Annotated in this window: 15 protein-coding genes; 4 read left to right on the forward strand and 11 right to left on the reverse strand. The window is 61.5% G+C overall.

Translation table 11 applies throughout. The features are described from left to right. Nucleotides 1-606 (forward strand): ribonuclease HII, encoded by a 606-nt coding sequence (locus KR100_RS02835; RefSeq protein WP_239420390.1) that lies wholly within the window; start codon nt 1-3, stop codon nt 604-606. On the opposite strand, the gene KR100_RS02840 is transcribed toward KR100_RS02835, so the two are convergent. Further along, on the reverse strand, nt 544-1,110 hold the full coding sequence (locus KR100_RS02840; RefSeq protein ID WP_071839975.1) for a DUF1997 domain-containing protein: 567 nt from the start codon (nt 1,108-1,110) through the stop codon (nt 544-546). The two genes, KR100_RS02835 and KR100_RS02840, sit on opposite strands and share 63 nt — an antisense overlap. A gap of 50 nt (nt 1,111-1,160) precedes the next feature. Between KR100_RS02840 and pheA the strand changes: the two genes are divergently transcribed. Next, nucleotides 1,161-2,003, forward strand: a complete 843-nt coding sequence (gene pheA, locus KR100_RS02845; protein WP_038543033.1) for a prephenate dehydratase — start codon at nt 1,161-1,163, stop codon at nt 2,001-2,003. A gap of 4 nt (nt 2,004-2,007) precedes the next feature. Here pheA and KR100_RS02850 read toward each other — a convergent pair whose 3' ends face one another. The 9 genes from KR100_RS02850 to KR100_RS02890 all read right to left on the reverse strand — a co-directional run bounded on the left by KR100_RS02850 (nt 2,008) and on the right by KR100_RS02890 (nt 10,550). Next, nucleotides 2,008-2,937: a methyltransferase domain-containing protein gene (locus KR100_RS02850; protein WP_051847291.1), complete on the reverse strand. Its 930-nt coding sequence runs from the start codon at nt 2,935-2,937 to the stop codon at nt 2,008-2,010. After that, on the reverse strand, nt 2,937-3,617 hold the full coding sequence (locus KR100_RS02855; RefSeq protein WP_038543035.1) for an LON peptidase substrate-binding domain-containing protein: 681 nt from the start codon (nt 3,615-3,617) through the stop codon (nt 2,937-2,939). Before KR100_RS02855 ends, KR100_RS02850 begins: the two co-directional genes overlap by 1 nt. Before the next feature lie 58 nt (nt 3,618-3,675). Then, nucleotides 3,676-3,996 carry a 30S ribosomal protein S10 gene (gene rpsJ, locus KR100_RS02860; RefSeq protein ID WP_011363346.1) on the reverse strand — a complete coding sequence of 107 codons (321 nt, stop codon included), beginning with the start codon at nt 3,994-3,996 and terminating at the stop codon, nt 3,676-3,678. A gap of 117 nt (nt 3,997-4,113) precedes the next feature. Then, nucleotides 4,114-5,313, reverse strand: coding sequence for an elongation factor Tu (gene tuf, locus KR100_RS02865; RefSeq protein ID WP_038543040.1), 1,200 nt, complete (start codon nt 5,311-5,313; stop codon nt 4,114-4,116). Between the two features lie 44 nt (nt 5,314-5,357). Next, nucleotides 5,358-7,433 carry an elongation factor G gene (gene fusA, locus KR100_RS02870; RefSeq protein WP_038543042.1) on the reverse strand — a complete coding sequence of 692 codons (2,076 nt, stop codon included), beginning with the start codon at nt 7,431-7,433 and terminating at the stop codon, nt 5,358-5,360. Nucleotides 7,434-7,523: 90 nt separating this feature from the next. Then, nucleotides 7,524-7,994 carry a 30S ribosomal protein S7 gene (gene rpsG / locus KR100_RS02875; protein ID WP_038543044.1) on the reverse strand — a complete coding sequence of 157 codons (471 nt, stop codon included), beginning with the start codon at nt 7,992-7,994 and terminating at the stop codon, nt 7,524-7,526. Nucleotides 7,995-8,051: 57 nt separating this feature from the next. Continuing rightward, nucleotides 8,052-8,426 carry a 30S ribosomal protein S12 gene (gene rpsL / locus KR100_RS02880; RefSeq protein WP_038543046.1) on the reverse strand — a complete coding sequence of 125 codons (375 nt, stop codon included), beginning with the start codon at nt 8,424-8,426 and terminating at the stop codon, nt 8,052-8,054. A gap of 71 nt (nt 8,427-8,497) precedes the next feature. Next, nucleotides 8,498-8,824 (reverse strand): AIR synthase, encoded by a 327-nt coding sequence (locus KR100_RS02885; RefSeq protein WP_038543048.1) that lies wholly within the window; start codon nt 8,822-8,824, stop codon nt 8,498-8,500. A 19-nt stretch (nt 8,825-8,843) separates the two neighbouring features. Then, on the reverse strand, nt 8,844-10,550 hold the full coding sequence (locus KR100_RS02890) for a phosphodiester glycosidase family protein (protein WP_038543049.1): 1,707 nt from the start codon (nt 10,548-10,550) through the stop codon (nt 8,844-8,846). Nucleotides 10,551-10,652: 102 nt separating this feature from the next. Between KR100_RS02890 and gltB the strand changes: the two genes are divergently transcribed. Further along, nucleotides 10,653-15,260 carry a glutamate synthase large subunit gene (gene gltB / locus KR100_RS02895; protein WP_038547754.1) on the forward strand — a complete coding sequence of 1,536 codons (4,608 nt, stop codon included), beginning with the start codon at nt 10,653-10,655 and terminating at the stop codon, nt 15,258-15,260. 33 nt (nt 15,261-15,293) lie between these two features. After that, nucleotides 15,294-15,602 (forward strand): YciI family protein, encoded by a 309-nt coding sequence (locus KR100_RS02900; RefSeq protein WP_038543051.1) that lies wholly within the window; start codon nt 15,294-15,296, stop codon nt 15,600-15,602. Here the strand turns inward: KR100_RS02900 and lipA are convergent. Beyond that, a complete protein-coding gene (gene lipA / locus KR100_RS02905) occupies nt 15,580-16,449 on the reverse strand; it encodes a lipoyl synthase (protein WP_038543053.1) in 870 nt (289 codons plus the stop codon). The two genes, KR100_RS02900 and lipA, sit on opposite strands and share 23 nt — an antisense overlap. Nucleotides 16,450-16,494 lie beyond the last annotated feature (45 nt).

Below are 16,494 nucleotides of genomic sequence, written 5' to 3' on the forward strand. Positions count from 1 at the left end.
ATGTCCATGGAGGGAGTGCCGGCAGGCCCTGGTGTCGCCGGTGTGGATGAAGTGGGACGGGGGAGTCTTTTTGGTCCTGTGTTTGCGGCGGCAGTCGTGCTGGACCATCCCTCCGCCGAGCGCCTGCTCAAGGCTGGTCTGACCGACAGCAAGAAGCTGAGTGCCAAGCGGCGCGAGCAGTTGCTCCCCCTGATCAACGAGGTCTGCATGGACGCGGCCCTCGGCCAGGCATCGGCCCGTGAAATCGATCGCCAGGGGATCCGTTGCGCAACCGAATTGGCCATGCTGCGAGCCCTGCAGCGACTGGATCGACCGCCTGAACTGGTGCTCGTCGACGGTTCCTTGCCCTTGCGTCTCTGGCCTGGCTCACAGGAAACACTGGTGGCAGGGGATTCCCGCTCAGCAGCGATTGCGGCGGCAAGCGTGATGGCCAAGCAGGCAAGGGATGCTCTGATTCGGCGCCTGTCGCAGCGATTTCCCGGCTACGGACTGGAGCGTCATGCTGGCTACGGCACGGTTGTTCATCGCCAGGCGCTGTTGGCCTCAGGCCCCACTGCTCTGCACCGCTGTAGTTTCCTCAAGCGCCTGCTGATCGGGCCTTGCTGATCGGCACCAGCGGCGGAAATCGGTCATCAGCTGCTGCCCGACACGGGCCTTGATGCCGACCAGGATTCCGCTCAGAAGGGACTCACCGGTGGTTTCCAGCATGCGTTTCGGGATCAGCCGGAGCAGCGGCGGCTGACTGACGCGCACCGCCAGGTTGGCATCGCCGACGAGGCCACGATCGGTGGCGTTCAGGTTGGCTTCGAGCGTCAGTTGGAAATCATCAACCAGTCCGAGACCTTCGAGCTCACAATCCACAGCACGCATCAGCAGCGACCTGTCGCCGTGCTCGATCTGCAATGACACGATCGGTTTGACCTGCAACTGAAAGACCTGCAGGTTGGTGACGAGGTAGCGGTATTCACCAGGCCCCAGCCGCGTCAGCTGCCGCTCGTCGAGCAGGGCTGCCAGGAGCCTCTCCTCCTGCCTCAGATAGTCGGCCAGTCGCTCGGCATGCCGCTGCACAGGCAGATCAAGATGCTGACTGGCATCGAAAGCCAGAGGCATGGACATCGCCTGACGGGGCATGATCCTATCCAGTCCAGGTCCCACCTCTGATGCCGACACGCATCGCCTTTCTTGGTCCGGCGGGGACCTATGGAGAACAGGCCGCCGCCGCTCTCATCGAGCTTGAGCGGATCTCAGAACCTGAGTTCGTTCCCTGCAAAGGACTGCGCTCCGTTGTGGATCAGTTGGCGTCCGGAGACTGCAGCGCTGCTGTGGTTCCTGTTGAGAATTCCGTTGAAGGGGGTGTCACGGCGATCCTTGATGCCCTCTGGACCCATCGTGAACTCTGCATCCGACGGGCCCTTGTGCTGCCGATTCGCCATGCCCTGCTGAGTCATGGAACTTTGAGTGGGATCACGGAGGTGCTGTCACACCCTCAGGCCCTTGCGCAATGCAGTGGCTGGCTGGCGGACCATCTGCCAGCAGCGCTTCAGTTGCCGACATCGTCAACGGCAGAAGCCGCCAGGATGGTGGCTGGAAGCCGCTTCCGAGCCGCAATCGCGTCTCGACAGGCAGGAGCGGAGCATGACCTTGACGAGCTGGCGTTTCCTGTGAACGACGTGCCTGGCAATCGCACCCGTTTTCTGTTGCTGCAACGCGGTGAACGTCGTCACAGCGGGGACGTGGCGAGCCTGGCGTTCTCTCTGCGGCGCAACGCACCGGGGGCTCTTCTGGAAGCCCTCGGCTGTCTGGCGCGTCAGAGCCTGAACATGAGCAGGATTGAATCGCGGCCTTCCAAACGCGAACTCGGTGAATACGTTTTCTTTGTGGATGTGGATCTCATCGCGGAGCCCTCGTCCGCGCTGCAGGATTTGTTGACGGATCTGAAACCGATTTGTGAGCATCTGGCCCATTTCGGTGCTTATCCGAGCAGCACGTTGAACGACGCCTGAGGATTCAGCGTTTCAGTCGGAACACACCGAATTGCATCAACCCAGATGCGAACGCCCAATGCATCAGAAGCAGGGTAGGCGTCTCCCGCAGACCTTGAAGCACAGCGAACGGTCCAAGCCCGAGAACGGCCCCAGGTCGCTTGATCCCCTCGGCGATCGATTCGATCCATGACGGCAGGGTGGACTCGGTCCAGTCAGCTGTCTCGACAGCCGACAGGTGGTAAGTGCTGACGTCGAGATTGGTTTGAAACCCCTTGATGCTGGCGAATTCAGGATGGGCCCATTGGTTGAGAAGCTGGCGCATCACCCAACGCTCCTTGCGACTCATCGCGCCATCGCTGGGATCGCGTCGATTCCAATCCGCAACGGCGAGACACCCTCCTGGGCGCAGCACCCTGAGCAATTCATCGGCATAGCGTTGCTTGTCGGGCATGTGCGGTCCCGCTTCGACGCTCCAGACAGCATCGAAGCTCCGGTCCTGGCAATCGAGAGCCAGGGCATCCATCACTGCGAAACGACAGGTCAGTCCGTCCGGTGTGAGCTCCGTGGCTCGCTGCACCTGAGCAGGACTGATGCTGATGCCCAGGACATCAAAGCCGTAGTCGCGAGCCAGGATGCGAGCGCTTCCTCCGATCCCGCAGCCGACATCAAGCAATGTCGAGCCTGCCGGCAGCTGGTCCAGACCGCTCCAGCGAACCAGTTCGTGGACGAATGCTTCCTTGGCGCGGCGAAAATCGCGAGCGCCTGGAGGGTTTCCGTAGTGGCCGAGATGGACGTGTTCACCCCAGAGGCGCTCGAGCAGCCGGTCATCGGTCCAGGCGTCGTAGGCCTCCGCAACGCTCTCGGACGACTGATAACGCCGGTCCCGCCGCAACCAGAGCAAGGCTGCTGCGACCAGGAGGCCGCCTGCCACAAGAACAGCACCCAGAATCATCAGTTATCCCGGCTGTCGCTGGCGTCCCGGCCATCAACGTTGCCGAAGGTGTCCTTCAGCACCGTTCGGGCCGCCAGTTGACGACGTGTGTTGTCGAGCATGTCGAACTGGCGTTGCAGACGCTCGAAGGTGTCGGTGAGTTCGAGCAGGGCCTGCTGTTCAGATGCGGCGTTGTGATCGAGATGGGCTCCGATCCAGAAGGACAGTTCCCTCGGTAGATCAGGGAGATCCTCAGGCAGGGTCACCTCGCGACCCTGCAGTTTTGAGGTCAATGTGACCACATCCTTCAAGACATCGCGAACGGTGTCGCGCAGGTCATTGAGGCCCTCGTGATGGCTGACCTGGTCGTCTTCCAGCCAACTCACCATGGCACTGCGAAACGGCGCTTCTCGAGTGACATTGAGCACGCGGAAGCGCTGCTGCCCCAGGGTGACGATGTAACTGCGCCCGTCTTCGGTGGTTTGGTGCTGCAGGACTTCAGCACAGCATCCAATCTCTGCCATTTCACGGGTTTCCGGGTCGACGCGCACGACTCCGAAGCGTTTGTCGGACTCCAGAACCGTCTGGAGCATCATCCGATAACGCGATTCAAAGATGTGAAGCGGCAGGAGTTGTTGCGGGAAAAGAACGACGTCCGGCAGGGGAAAGAGAGGCAATTCCCTGACGGAGTAATCGATCACGGACGCCTGCCAGGACTATTGCTTAGATCCTAGGAACGCAGAACGTGTTCCGACGGGATCAAAGCTTCACCTCGATGTCCACACCACTTGGGAGATCCAGCTTCATCAGTGCGTCGATGGTTTTCGCCGACGGGCTGTAGATATCGATGATGCGACGGTGGGTCCGGGTTTCAAAGTGCTCCCTGGAGTCCTTGTCCACGTGGGGTGAGCGCAGAACGCAGTAGATCTTGCGTTTCGTGGGGAGGGGGATCGGACCGATCGCCGTTGCAGCGGTGTTGTCGGCCGTTTCGATGATTTTTTCGCAGGAAAGATCCAGCATGCGGCGATCAAACGCCTTGAGGCGAATGCGGATTTTCTGCTGAGCGATTGCAGTGGACATGGGGATGCAGGTTCAGGCCCTGAAGGGCGCGGAAACGGTTGTCGAGGTTCTGAAAGAAATTTAAGGGATGGTGTGGCCGCAGCCCGCACCATCCCTTGAACGATCACGTTCGGGGGATCATTCGACGATTTTGGTCACCACGCCGGCACCGATGGTGCGACCGCCCTCACGGATGGCAAAACGCATGCCCTGCTCGATGGCGACGGGGCAGATCAATTCGCCGGACATCTTGATGCGGTCTCCGGGCATCACCATTTCCACTGAGGAGCCATCGTCGGCGGTGAAGGCGGTGATCTGGCCGGTCACATCCGTCGTGCGGATGTAGAACTGCGGCCGATAGCCGGCGAAGAAGGGGGTGTGACGTCCGCCTTCCTCCTTCTTGAGCACGTACACCTCACCTTCGAACTTGGTGTGTGGGGTGATGGAGCCTGGCTTCACCAGGACCATGCCACGCTCGATCTCTTCCTTCTGGATGCCGCGCAGCAGCAGACCAACGTTGTCGCCAGCCATGCCCTCGTCGAGCAGCTTGCGGAACATTTCCACACCGGTGACGGTGGTTTTGCGGGTGTCCTTGATGCCGACGATTTCGATCTCCTCGCCAACTTTGACGATGCCGCGCTCGATTCGGCCGGTGGCCACTGTGCCGCGTCCGGTGATGGAGAAGACATCCTCGACGGCCATGAGGAAAGGCTTGTCGACCTCGCGCTCAGGCTCGGGGATGTTGGAGTCGACAGCAGCCATCAACTCTTCGATCTTCGCTTCCCAGGCGGCCTCACCTTCCAGCGCCTTGAGGCCGGAGACCTGAACCACGGGGATCTCATCGCCAGGGAAGTCGTAGCTGTCGAGCAGCTCACGCACCTCCATCTCCACCAATTCGATGATCTCCTCGTCGTCCACCATGTCGCACTTGTTCAGTGCGACAACCAGGGCGGGAACGCCGACCTGCTTGGCCAGCAGGATATGCTCCTTGGTCTGGGCCATCGGTCCGTCGGTGGCTGCGCAGACCAGGATGGCTCCGTCCATCTGGGCGGCACCGGTGATCATGTTTTTCACGTAGTCCGCGTGGCCGGGGCAGTCCACGTGGGCATAGTGACGGTTATCGGTCTCGTATTCAACGTGGGCCGTGTTGATGGTGATCCCGCGCTCGCGCTCCTCGGGAGCACCGTCGATGTCGCCGTAATCCTGGGCCTGGGCCTGACCTTTCTTGGCGAGCACGTTGGTGATCGCGGCGGTGAGGGTGGTTTTGCCGTGGTCAACGTGACCGATTGTGCCGATGTTGACGTGGGGCTTGTTCCTTTCGAACTTCTCGCGTGCCATTGGTGGTTAAAGAATCGAGGGTGAAATTTGGAAGAGTTTAGAGATCAGGAATTGCCCTGATTCTTGGAGATGATGGCTTCAGCCACATTGCGAGGAACTTCGGCGTAGTTGTCGAATTCCATTGAGAAAATGCCCCGGCCCTGGGTCATGGAACGGAGCTCGGTGGCGTAACCGAACATCTCAGCCAGGGGCACCTTGGCTGAGATTTTTGAGGTGCCGTCTTCAACAGACTGCCCCTCAACCTGTCCCCGTCGGGACGACAGGTCGCCGATGATCGAACCGAGGAAATCCTCGGGGACCTCGACTTCGACTTTCATCATCGGCTCGAGCAGCACTGGATTGCACTTCTTGACGCCGTCCTTGAAGGCCATGGAGCCAGCGATCTTGAACGCCATCTCCGAGGAGTCCACATCGTGGTAGGAGCCATCAACCATCGTGCACTTGACATCGATGAGAGGGAACCCAGCGATCACGCCGGATTCGCAGGTCTCCTTCATGCCCTGTTCAGCAGGCTTGATGTATTCCTTCGGAACAACACCGCCAACGATTTTGTTGACGAATTCGAAACCTGAGCCCGGTTCACCGGGCTCCATCTCGATGACCACGTGGCCGTACTGGCCCTTGCCTCCCGTCTGACGGGAGAATTTTCCTTCACCACCGGCGGAACCACGGATGGTTTCCCTGTAGGACACCTGAGGTGCGCCGATGTTGGCTTCCACCTTGAACTCTCGGAGCATTCGGTCCACGAGGATTTCGAGGTGAAGTTCCCCCATGCCGGCAATCACGGTCTGGCCGGTCTCTTGGTCGGTGCGCACCCGGAATGTGGGATCCTCTTCAGCTAGAGACACCAGGGCTTTGGAGAGTTTCTCCATGTCCCCTTTGGTCTTTGGCTCCACAGCCACAGAGATCACCGGCTCCGGAACGAACAGGGTCTCGAGGACGATCGGGTCGTCCGGTGTGCAGAGCGTGTCACCTGTGGTGGTGTTCTTCAGACCCAGTACGGCTCCGAGATCTCCGGCGCGCAGGGCATCGACTTCCTCGCGATCATCGGCCTTGAGCACCACAAGACGGGAAATGCGCTCCTTGGCATCCTTGGTGGAGTTGAGGACGTAGCTGCCTTTTTCGAGCACACCCGAGTACATGCGGACGAAGGTGAGTTTTCCGTAGGGGTCAGCCATCACCTTGAACGCCAGTGCACTGAAAGGAGCGCTGTCGTCGGAGGGGCGGACCGCTTCCTTGCCATTCGGCAGAACACCCTGAATCGGGGGAACATCAACGGGCGCCGGCAGGTAGTCAATCACCGCATCAAGAACCAGTTGAACACCTTTGTTCTTGAAGGCTGAGCCGCAGAGCATGGGAACAAGGCCGTGCTTGAGAACGCCTTCACGGATCCCGTCCTTGAGCTCCTGCACAGAGAGTTCACCACACTCGAGAAACTTTTCAATCAGCTCCTCGTCGGTTTCTGCGACAGCCTCCATCAACTTGCCGCGCCATTCGGCCGCTTCATCTGCCATGTCTGCTGGGATATCGGTTTCCTCGATATCCGTGCCGAGATCATTTTTATAGATGTAGGCCTTGTTGCCGACGAGATCGATGATGCCGCTGAGTTCACCCTCTGCTCCAATGGGGAGCTGGATCGGTACGGCGTTGGCCTTGAGACGACTGGTGATCTGCTCGTGAACCTTGAGGAAATCGGCTCCGGTGCGGTCCATCTTGTTGACGAACACCATGCGCGGCACTGAGTACCGATCGGCCTGACGCCAGACGGTCTCCGACTGAGGCTGCACACCACCCACAGCGCAGAACACAGCAATTACGCCGTCGAGCACACGCATGGAACGCTCCACCTCGATGGTGAAGTCCACGTGACCGGGGGTATCAATGATGTTGATCCGATGGTCTTCCCAGCTCGTGGAAATGGCCGCAGCAGTGATGGTGATGCCGCGCTCGCGTTCCTGGGCCATCCAGTCGGTTACAGCCGCACCGTCGTGGACTTCACCGATCTTGTGAACCACGCCCGAGTAGAACAGAATCCGTTCGGTCGTGGTGGTTTTGCCGGCATCGATATGAGCGGCGATTCCGATATTTCTGACGCGTTCCAGGGGAAAGGCGCGGTCCACAGGAAAATCTCCGGGGTGGGGCGTTAAAAGGCGGGTGAGACTCTACAGGCCAGACGTGTCTTTCAGACGTGTCGCGCTGGTATTCGATCTCTAATAGCGGTAATGGGCGAACGCCTTGTTGGCTTCGGCCATCTTGTGCGTTTCCTCGCGCTTGCGGACAGCGCTGCCGGACTCGTTGGCGGCATCCATCAGTTCACCAGCGAGCTTGTGAGCCATGCTGCGACCGTTGCGTGAGCGGGAGAAACTGACGAGCCAGCGCAGTGCCATGGCGGTGCCGCGTTCCTGACGCACTTCCATCGGAACCTGATAAGTCGCGCCACCCACACGGCGGGCGCGCACCTCGACGAGGGGTGTGGCGTTTTTGACGGCGGTTTCAAACAGCTCGAGAGGATCACCTCCCGTGCGCTCGTTGATCAGTCCGAAGGCATCCGAAAGGATCCGCTGGGCCGTGGATTTCTTTCCGTGCTTCATCAACCGGGCCACCATCATCGTGGCGAGTCGGCTGTTGAACTGGGGATCGGGCAGAACCGGGCGTTTTTCAGCGGCGTTGCGGCGGGACATGGAGGGTCAGGTCTTTGTGAGCGGAATGGATGGTGAAGGTCTTATTGGCTGCGGAAATTACTCCTTCGGAGCTTTGGCACCGTATTTGGAGCGGGACTGACGACGGTCCTTGACGCCAGCGGTGTCCAGGGTGCCGCGAATGATGTGATATCGAACGCCGGGAAGATCCTTGACACGTCCACCACGGATCAGCACGACGGAGTGTTCCTGCAGGTTGTGGCCGATGCCGCCGATGTATGCGGTGACCTCGAAGCCGGAGGTGAGTCGCACACGAGCCACTTTGCGCAACGCCGAGTTGGGTTTCTTCGGCGTGGAGGTGTAAACGCGGGTGCAAACACCGCGTCGCTCCGGACAGGCCTTCAGGGCAGGGGACTTGGTCTTGGCCTTGAGGCGTGAGCGCTCCGAGCGGATCAGCTGTTGGATGGTTGGCATCGAGGGTCGGTAAGCGGTCGGACGCCCCGACCAGATTCGACAATCCGTCACTTTACTGGGTCGCTGACCCCTCAGGTTCGACTGAAGGCGCTTCCGCAGGCACAGGGTTCGATCCCAGCTCCACTTCGGATCAGAAAGCCACCGCCGCTGAGATCGCCGCGGTAGTCGAGGCAGAGGCCCTGCAGCTGACCCAGCTGATTTTCAGGAGCATGCAGCGTGACACCGTCAGCCCTCGCGATGGCGATGCCGGCCAGATGCCCGGGTCGGATGCGAATCACGTGCTCAGCACAGTCCCCCGGAGTCAGATCCAGATGCATCTGGCCAGGCGTGCCGGCCACGGCAGCCTGACGAGCCAACTCCGCCGCTGCGCTTGCGGTCAGACGCAGATTGGCAGCCATCAGATTCTGCAGGGACCGTTCACCACAATGGCAGGGCTCTCTGCGGCACCAGTCCCAGCCCGTTGTGGATCCTGGGCGGGCTGCCACTTCCGTTGATCAACGAGCGGCCCGCCGCGACGAGGGTCGTCGAGCTTCCACCGTCGAGGTTGAGAGCATCACGCATGCCGAGTTGCTGCATGGCGAGGCTTGTCTCAAGCAGGGTGGGACTGCTGCCAACGCCTCGGATGGCCAGCATCCAGATTCCCCCTTTCCCCTGGCCGATCACGGTGCGTGGTGCTGTCTGGCTCAGGAAGCCAGGGCTGAATCCTTCGGCTCGACCGTTGAGAACAACCTGCCCGCCTTGGATCAGAAGGGGTCCGCCGCCGAGCACATTCGGCATCTCGCCGAGCTTGTTGCTCGAGCGCATCTCCACCCTTGCCCGTTCTCCTGTCCCTGCCGGCAAGGGTGCTCCGCCACGGGCAACAACGAGATCTGATCCCTGAGGTAATGGAACCCCACGGCTGAGCTGATTGTTGTCGTACTGAGCGATCACGCGGCCTGCGCGAATCAGGATCGCCTGTTCCCGGCCGCTGAGTGAGCGATAGAACGGGCCCCAGGCCGATGTGTAGCGGCTCAGACCTTTCTGGACGTAGCCGCTGTTGAGGAACCCGAGCCCCCAGCGGCGACCGTTGTCGACCTGGAGTGCCTGATCCAGTCGCAGACGTCCGAAAGCCAGTGGGTGGTTGGCGCCCCAGGCGATCACACCCCGGTTCAGGATCGGACCCGACAGCCACAGCCCATTCCGACGCAAGGCGCCAAGCGGAAGCTGTTTGATGCGGTTGAAAAATCCACCATTGACGGCCACCAGTGCCCCTGCGGGCTGTGAGAGCTGGGGCAGGAAACGCAGGCCCTGCTGGCTGCCTGCCATCGCGAGGGGCGTCAGGCTCAGACCCAGCCGTGGCAGATCTCCCCCGGCCCGCAGGATCTCGAGAGGTTTCACGCCAACACGGATGGTGCGGCGTTCGACGATGAGGCCGCGACGGATCAGGGCCGTGATCGCCGGGTCCGAGAGGGCCAAACCCTGGCTTCGCGTGGGTCGTCCAGAGGCAGTCGCCGGCTTGATCCCGTCCAGCACGACGCGCCAGGGACCGGCCAGGGTCAGGCTTTGAAGGTTGGTGGCCTGTCCGCGCAGCGTCAGCACAGAGCCGACCTGCCTCGGCATCAGCCCGAGACTGCGCAGCGTGTTCTGCTGACGTCGATCACTGCGCAGATTCAGCAGCAGATCGTTGCCACGGCGCTGCACGAAGACCGGTTGATCGATGTCCAGCACCAACCGTGCGGCCATGCTGCCTTTGCCCTGCCTCAGTTGCTGCAGCCGTGCTGTCGGCAGCTCCAGGCTGAGATTGTCCCTCTGACGCCGCAGGGTCACGCCGAGGCTGTTCAGCCATGACGCAACCTCCAGCCCAACTTCATCCCCGAGTGTTCTGGCTGGGAACGACTGAAGTTCCTGGCGTTGTCCGTACCACTCCAGCTGCTCATTGCCGCCAGCTCTGCTGCGCCGGAAGCCCAGACGGGCTTCCAAAACGTTCAGTGGCAACCAGAGGCGATCCGGTCGCGACGAACTGCGCCCCTGCCAGGCCCAGGATGCATCGAGACGTTGCCCCTCGATCGACATGCGATCACCGCTGATCACCTCGCTGGAACGAAGCTCGGGCAGCGGTGGAGGCAGCTGAGCGATCAGAAGCATGATGAAAGTCGATAAGGGAGTGCCGCCTGCCTAGGATTGGGAAGAGAGATGATTTCTGCAGGCGCTGACGCTGCAGCTCATGCGTCCGTCCGGTTGATGTTCATGCCCGACTCCATCCATTCCGTTGCTGCATCGTGGCCTCTTTGCGACTCCGTCGCACCGGAGTCTGTCGCGGGTGAGAAGGATGCCTGTGGAGTCGGGTTTCTGGCGCAGTTGTCAGGCGAAGCCAGCCATTGGGTTCTGAGCCAGGCGCTGCGGGGGCTTGGCTGCATGGAGCACCGCGGTGGATGCGGAGGGGATGGCGACTCCGGAGATGGAGCCGGTGTGCTCTGCGAAATACCCTGGTCTTACCTCAAATCCATCTGGCCGGAAGCCAATGCCGCCCGCGGCCTTGGCATGATTTTTCTACCTGCTGAAGCAGAGCGTCGCGATGAAGCCCGCCGGTTCTGTGAGGAGGAGGCCCGCAGCCTTGGTCTGACGTCGGAAGGCTGGCGTGTGGTCCCCGTGGATCCCGATGTGCTGGGACCACTGGCACGCGAGACCGCTCCAGTCATCGAGCAATGGCTCGTCGGTGGCGGCCAGGAAGGAGATGCATTCGAAGCTGCGCTGCTGCGTCTTCGCCGCAGGATTGGCTCCAGGGCAAGGCACGCCTGGGGCTTTGAGGCATCCAGGAACTTCTACGTGGCGTCGCTCAGCAGTCGCACGGTTGTCTACAAGGGCATGGTGCGGTCCGAGGTGCTCGCCCGCTACTACGCCGATCTTCGTGACCCTCGCTTTGAAGTGAGTTTTGCGGTGTATCACCGTCGCTTCAGCACGAACACGTTGCCCCGATGGCCTCTGGCACAGCCGATGCGGATGCTCGGTCACAACGGAGAGATCAACACGCTCCTCGGCAATCTCAACTGGGCGAAGGCGTCTGAAGCCAGTCTCGAGGAGGTCTGGGGTGATGCAGCCGGCGATCTCAATCCGGTGGTCAACGAAGCCTTCAGCGATTCCGCCAACCTCGACGCCACCCTGGAATTGATGGTGAGGAGTGGTCGATCGATCACCGACAGCCTGATCACCCTGGTGCCTGAGGCATTTCGCAACCAGCCCGAACTTGACAATCGCCCTGATGTGACGGCGATGTACGAGTTCAACGCCGGTATCCAGGAACCCTGGGACGGTCCTGCGCTCCTGGTCTTCGCCGATGGCAAGCGTGTCGGAGCCACGCTCGATCGCAATGGACTGCGTCCGGCTCGCTGGTGTGCCACGTCTGACGGCTTCGTGATCATGGGCTCTGAGACGGGCGTCGTTGATCTCAGCGGGAAGACCGTTGTCCGCAAAGGCCGGCTTGGACCTGGGCAGATGTTGGCTGTCGATCTGGAGAGTGGTCAGCTGCTCGATAACTGGGCGGTCAAAGAGGATGCCGCCGCGCGCTTTCCTTACAGCGACTGGCTTGCGCAGCATCGACGTTCCGTGGCGGCGCAACCCTGGAATCAGGAGTGTGCCCTCAGCGAATTCGATCTGCTCAGGCTGCAGACCGCCATGGGATTCACGGCCGAGGACCTCGATCTTGTGATCGAGGACATGGCTGGGCTTGGCAAGGAGCCCACCTACTGCATGGGGGATGACATCCCCCTGGCGGTTCTTTCGGATCGTCCGCATCTCCTCTACGACTACTTCAAGCAGCGCTTCGCTCAGGTCACCAACCCGCCCATCGATCCCTTGCGGGAGAAGCTGGTGATGAGCCTGGAGATGCATCTGGGAGAGCGCCGCCCTGCCCTGAAGCCGCAGGCGGCAGCTGCGGCCTTGATCCATCTGGACAGCCCGGTGATGAATGAGGCCGAGCTGGCGGCGATCCGCCAGCAGGGTCTGCCCGTGCGAACGCTGTCCACACAGGTTGCTGTCGAAGCCTGCGCGGGGGGCCTGCAGTCAGCCCTTCAAGCGCTGTGCGACATGGCGGAGCAGGCGGTGCGCAACGGTGTTCAGGTGCTGGTGCTCTCCGATCGCGTCGATCAGGCCGGTCAGCCATCGGACTTGAATGCCACCACCGTGGCGATGCCGGCGTTGCTGTCGGTGGGCGCTGTTCATCACCATCTGCTGCGTCAGAGACTGCGGCTGCACTGTTCACTCGTCCTCGAGACCGCCCAGTGCTGGAGCACCCACCATGTCGCCTGCCTGATTGGCTACGGCGCCAGCGCTGTCTGCCCCTGGCTCACCTGGGAAACCACTCGGCACTGGTTGTCCCATCCCAAGACCCAGAAGCGGATCGAGCAGGGCAAGCTGCCGCAGCTAGACGCAGACAAGGTCCAGGCGAATGTGCGCCTCTCATTGGAGAACGGACTGCGCAAGATTCTTTCGAAGATCGGCATCTCTCTGCTCGCCAGCTATCACGGAGCCCAGATCTTCGAAGCGATCGGTCTGGGTGCGGATGTCATCGACATCGCCTTTACCGGAACCACCAGCCGTGTGGCGGGTATGACCCTGGTTGAGCTTGCCAACGAGACCCTCACCCTGCATGCCAAGGCTTTCCCCGAGTTGAACCGCAGCAAACTCGAGTTCATGGGATTTGTGCAGTACCGCACCGGTGGCGAGTTCCATCTCAACAGCCCGGAGATGGCCAAGGCCCTGCATGCGGCTGTCAAATCCGGCCCCGGTTACGACCACTTCTCCACCTACAAAATTCTGTTGAAGAACCGGCCGGTCACCGCCCTGCGGGACCTGTTGGAGTTCAAGCTTGCCGCCTCCCCACTGCCGCTGGATCAGGTGGAGTCCGTCGAGAGCCTCTGCCGGCGCTTCTGCACCGGTGGCATGAGCCTCGGGGCCCTGTCGAGGGAAGCCCATGAGGTGCTGGCGGTGGCGATGAATCGCATCGGCGGCAAGAGCAACAGCGGCGAGGGCGGTGAGGATCCCGCACGATTCCAGACCCTGGACGATGTCGATGCCGATGGGCGTTCATCGTCATTCCCCAGCATCGGCGGCCTCCGCAATGGAGATACGGCCTGTTCAGCGATCAAGCAGGTGGCGTCGGGACGCTTCGGCGTCACAGCCGAGTACTTGCGCAGCGGCAGACAGCTGGAGATCAAGGTGGCCCAGGGGGCCAAGCCTGGAGAGGGCGGGCAGCTGCCGGGGCCGAAGGTGGATGAGTACATCGCCTGGCTTCGCAACAGCAAGCCCGGCGTGGCGCTGATTTCGCCTCCGCCTCATCACGACATCTATTCCATCGAGGATCTGGCGCAATTGATCCACGATCTGCACCAGGTGCATCCCAAGGCTCCTGTGAGTGTGAAGCTGGTGGCCGAGATCGGGATCGGCACGATCGCTGCCGGTGTCGCCAAGGCCAATGCCGATGTGATCCAGATCTCCGGTCATGACGGCGGTACCGGTGCGTCTCCGCTGAGTTCGATCAAGCATGCCGGCAGTCCCTGGGAGCTGGGGCTGACGGAAGTGCACCGCAGCCTGGTGGAGAACGGGCTGCGGAACCGGGTGCTGCTGCGCGCTGATGGCGGCCTCAAGACGGGCTGGGACGTGGTCATCGCCGCTTTGCTCGGCGCCGAGGAATACGGGTTCGGTTCCGTCGCGATGATCGCCGAGGGTTGCATCATGGCCCGCGTTTGCCACACCAACAATTGCCCAGTTGGGGTGGCGACCCAGAAGGAAGCGTTGCGCAAGCGCTTCACCGGAGTCCCCGACCACGTGGTGAATTTTTTCTGGTACATCGCTGAGGAAGTGCGCCAGCTGCTCAGCCTGCTGGGGGTGGCTCGACTGGAGGATCTCATCGGTCGCAGCGAGCTGCTGCAGCCCCGCAGCGTCGAGCTGGCCAAAACCAGATGTGTTGATCTGTCGAGTCTGCTGGCGCCGATCGAGGGGGCCGAGGATCGTTCCTGGCTGCGTCACGCTGCCGATGCCCATAGCAATGGGCCGATCCTTGAGGACGGGCTGCTGGCGGATGCCGAGCTGATCCATGCGGTTGACACCCATGGCCGCCACAGCCGCACGATCGAGATCATCAACACCGACCGCAGTGTCTGTGCCCGGCTTGCCGGAGAGATCGCGCAGCGTCACGGCAATCGTGGATTTGCCGGACAGCTGGATCTCACCTTCCTCGGTGCGGCAGGACAGAGCTTCGGTGCATTCCTGGTCCAGGGAATGAATGTGCGACTCGAAGGCGAGGCCAACGACTACGTCGGTAAAGGCATGAACAGCGGTCGCATCAGCGTTGTGCCATCGGATCAGTGCGTTGATCCCGGCGAGCAGGTAATTCTGGGCAACACCTGCCTTTATGGCGCGACCGGAGGTGAGCTCTTCGCCCTTGGCCGTGCCGGTGAACGCTTCGGTGTCCGCAACAGCGGCGCCAGGGCTGTTGTTGAAGGTGCCGGCGACCATTGCTGCGAATACATGACCGGTGGTGTGGTGGTGGTTCTGGGCAGTACGGGTCGCAATATCGGCGCCGGCATGACGGGTGGTGTCACCTTCCTGCTGGATGAAGGCGATCGCGTGCAGCCGCGCGTGAATCCAGAGATCGTCGAGGTCTGCTGCATCACCACGGCTGAGCAGGAAGCCCTGCTCAAAGGTCTGCTCGAATCCCATCTGGCGGCGACAGGCAGTAGCAAGGCATCGGCTTTGCTGGCTGACTGGGCCGCGGCGAAGGGACGCTTCAAACTGCTGGTTCCCCCGAGCGAACGGGAGGCCATGGGCCTCACCGAAAAGCTGGCGGTTGCTGCCTGATCCGGTCCGCCTCAACGGTTCTGCACTGATCTGGTGGCCTGGTTCGTCAAGCACGAAACGTTCACATCTGAAACGGCTTCTCTGCCCATGGCCCAGCGGCGCCCATGTCTCGAGGCGCACCGGGCCTGGGTCGAGCAGCAGGTTGCTGCGGGACGGAAGATCCGCAGCGGATACCTGGTGGATGCAGAGCATCGGCCTGGTGGCGGTGGCCTGCTGATCTTCGAGGCGGATTCCTACGCCGAGGCGCTGGCGTGGGTGGAGCAGGACCCGATGATTCAGTCCGAGCTGGTGAGCTGGACGTTGCAGGAATGGATCCCTGTCAGCGGGGATGGCTGGCCATGAGTCGTTGCACCTCGCCGGCGTGATAACTGCTGCGGGTTAGGGGAGTGCTCACCACCTGCAGGAAGTTCAGGTCTTGTTCGCCGATGTGGCGGTAGTGGTCGAATTGTCCGGGTGTGACGAAACGATCCACGGCCAGGTGCTTCGGGCCAGGGGAGAGGTACTGACCGATGGTCACGATGTCCACCTGATGGGCGCGCAGATCGTGCAGCACCTCGATCACCTCCTCGTCGGTTTCGCCGAGCCCCACCATCAGTCCTGATTTGCTGTAAGCCTTCGGCCAGCCCTGACGGACCCGATGCAGCAGCTCCAGGGATCGCTTGTAGATGCCTTGGGGCCGTGCCAGCCGATACAGGCGCGGCACCGTTTCGATGTTGTGGTTAAGCACATGGGGGGCGGCGTCCATCACGGTGGTCAGGGCCTCCCAGTTGCCGCAGAAGTCAGGAATCAGCAGCTCGATCGTCGTCAGTGGTGAACGCTGCTTCACCTGCTCGATGCAGGCCACGAACTGGGAGGCTCCGCCGTCCTCAAGGTCATCGCGGTTCACCGAGGTGATCACCACATGCTTCAGGCCAAGGCGCGCCACCGCCTCTCCAACACGTATGGGTTCCGTCGGGTCCAGCGCCCGAACGCTCTTGTCGAAATCGATATCGCAGTAGGGGCAGGCGCGGGTGCAGCCGGGCCCCATGATCAGAAAGGTGGCGGTTCCTCCGGCGAAGCATTCACCGATGTTGGGACAACTGGCCTCCTGGCAGACCGTGTTGAGATTCAGGTCGAGCAGCAGATCGGAGACTGCACCGATACGTTCCCGCTGCGGGGCTTTGACGCGCAACCACTCGGGTTTGAGCACGGCAGAACCGAATCAATGCTTGACCCTAGGTGTTGCAAGGGATTC

Source organism: Synechococcus sp. KORDI-100, assembly GCF_000737535.1.
Taxonomy (GTDB): Bacteria; Cyanobacteriota; Cyanobacteriia; order PCC-6307; family Cyanobiaceae; genus Parasynechococcus.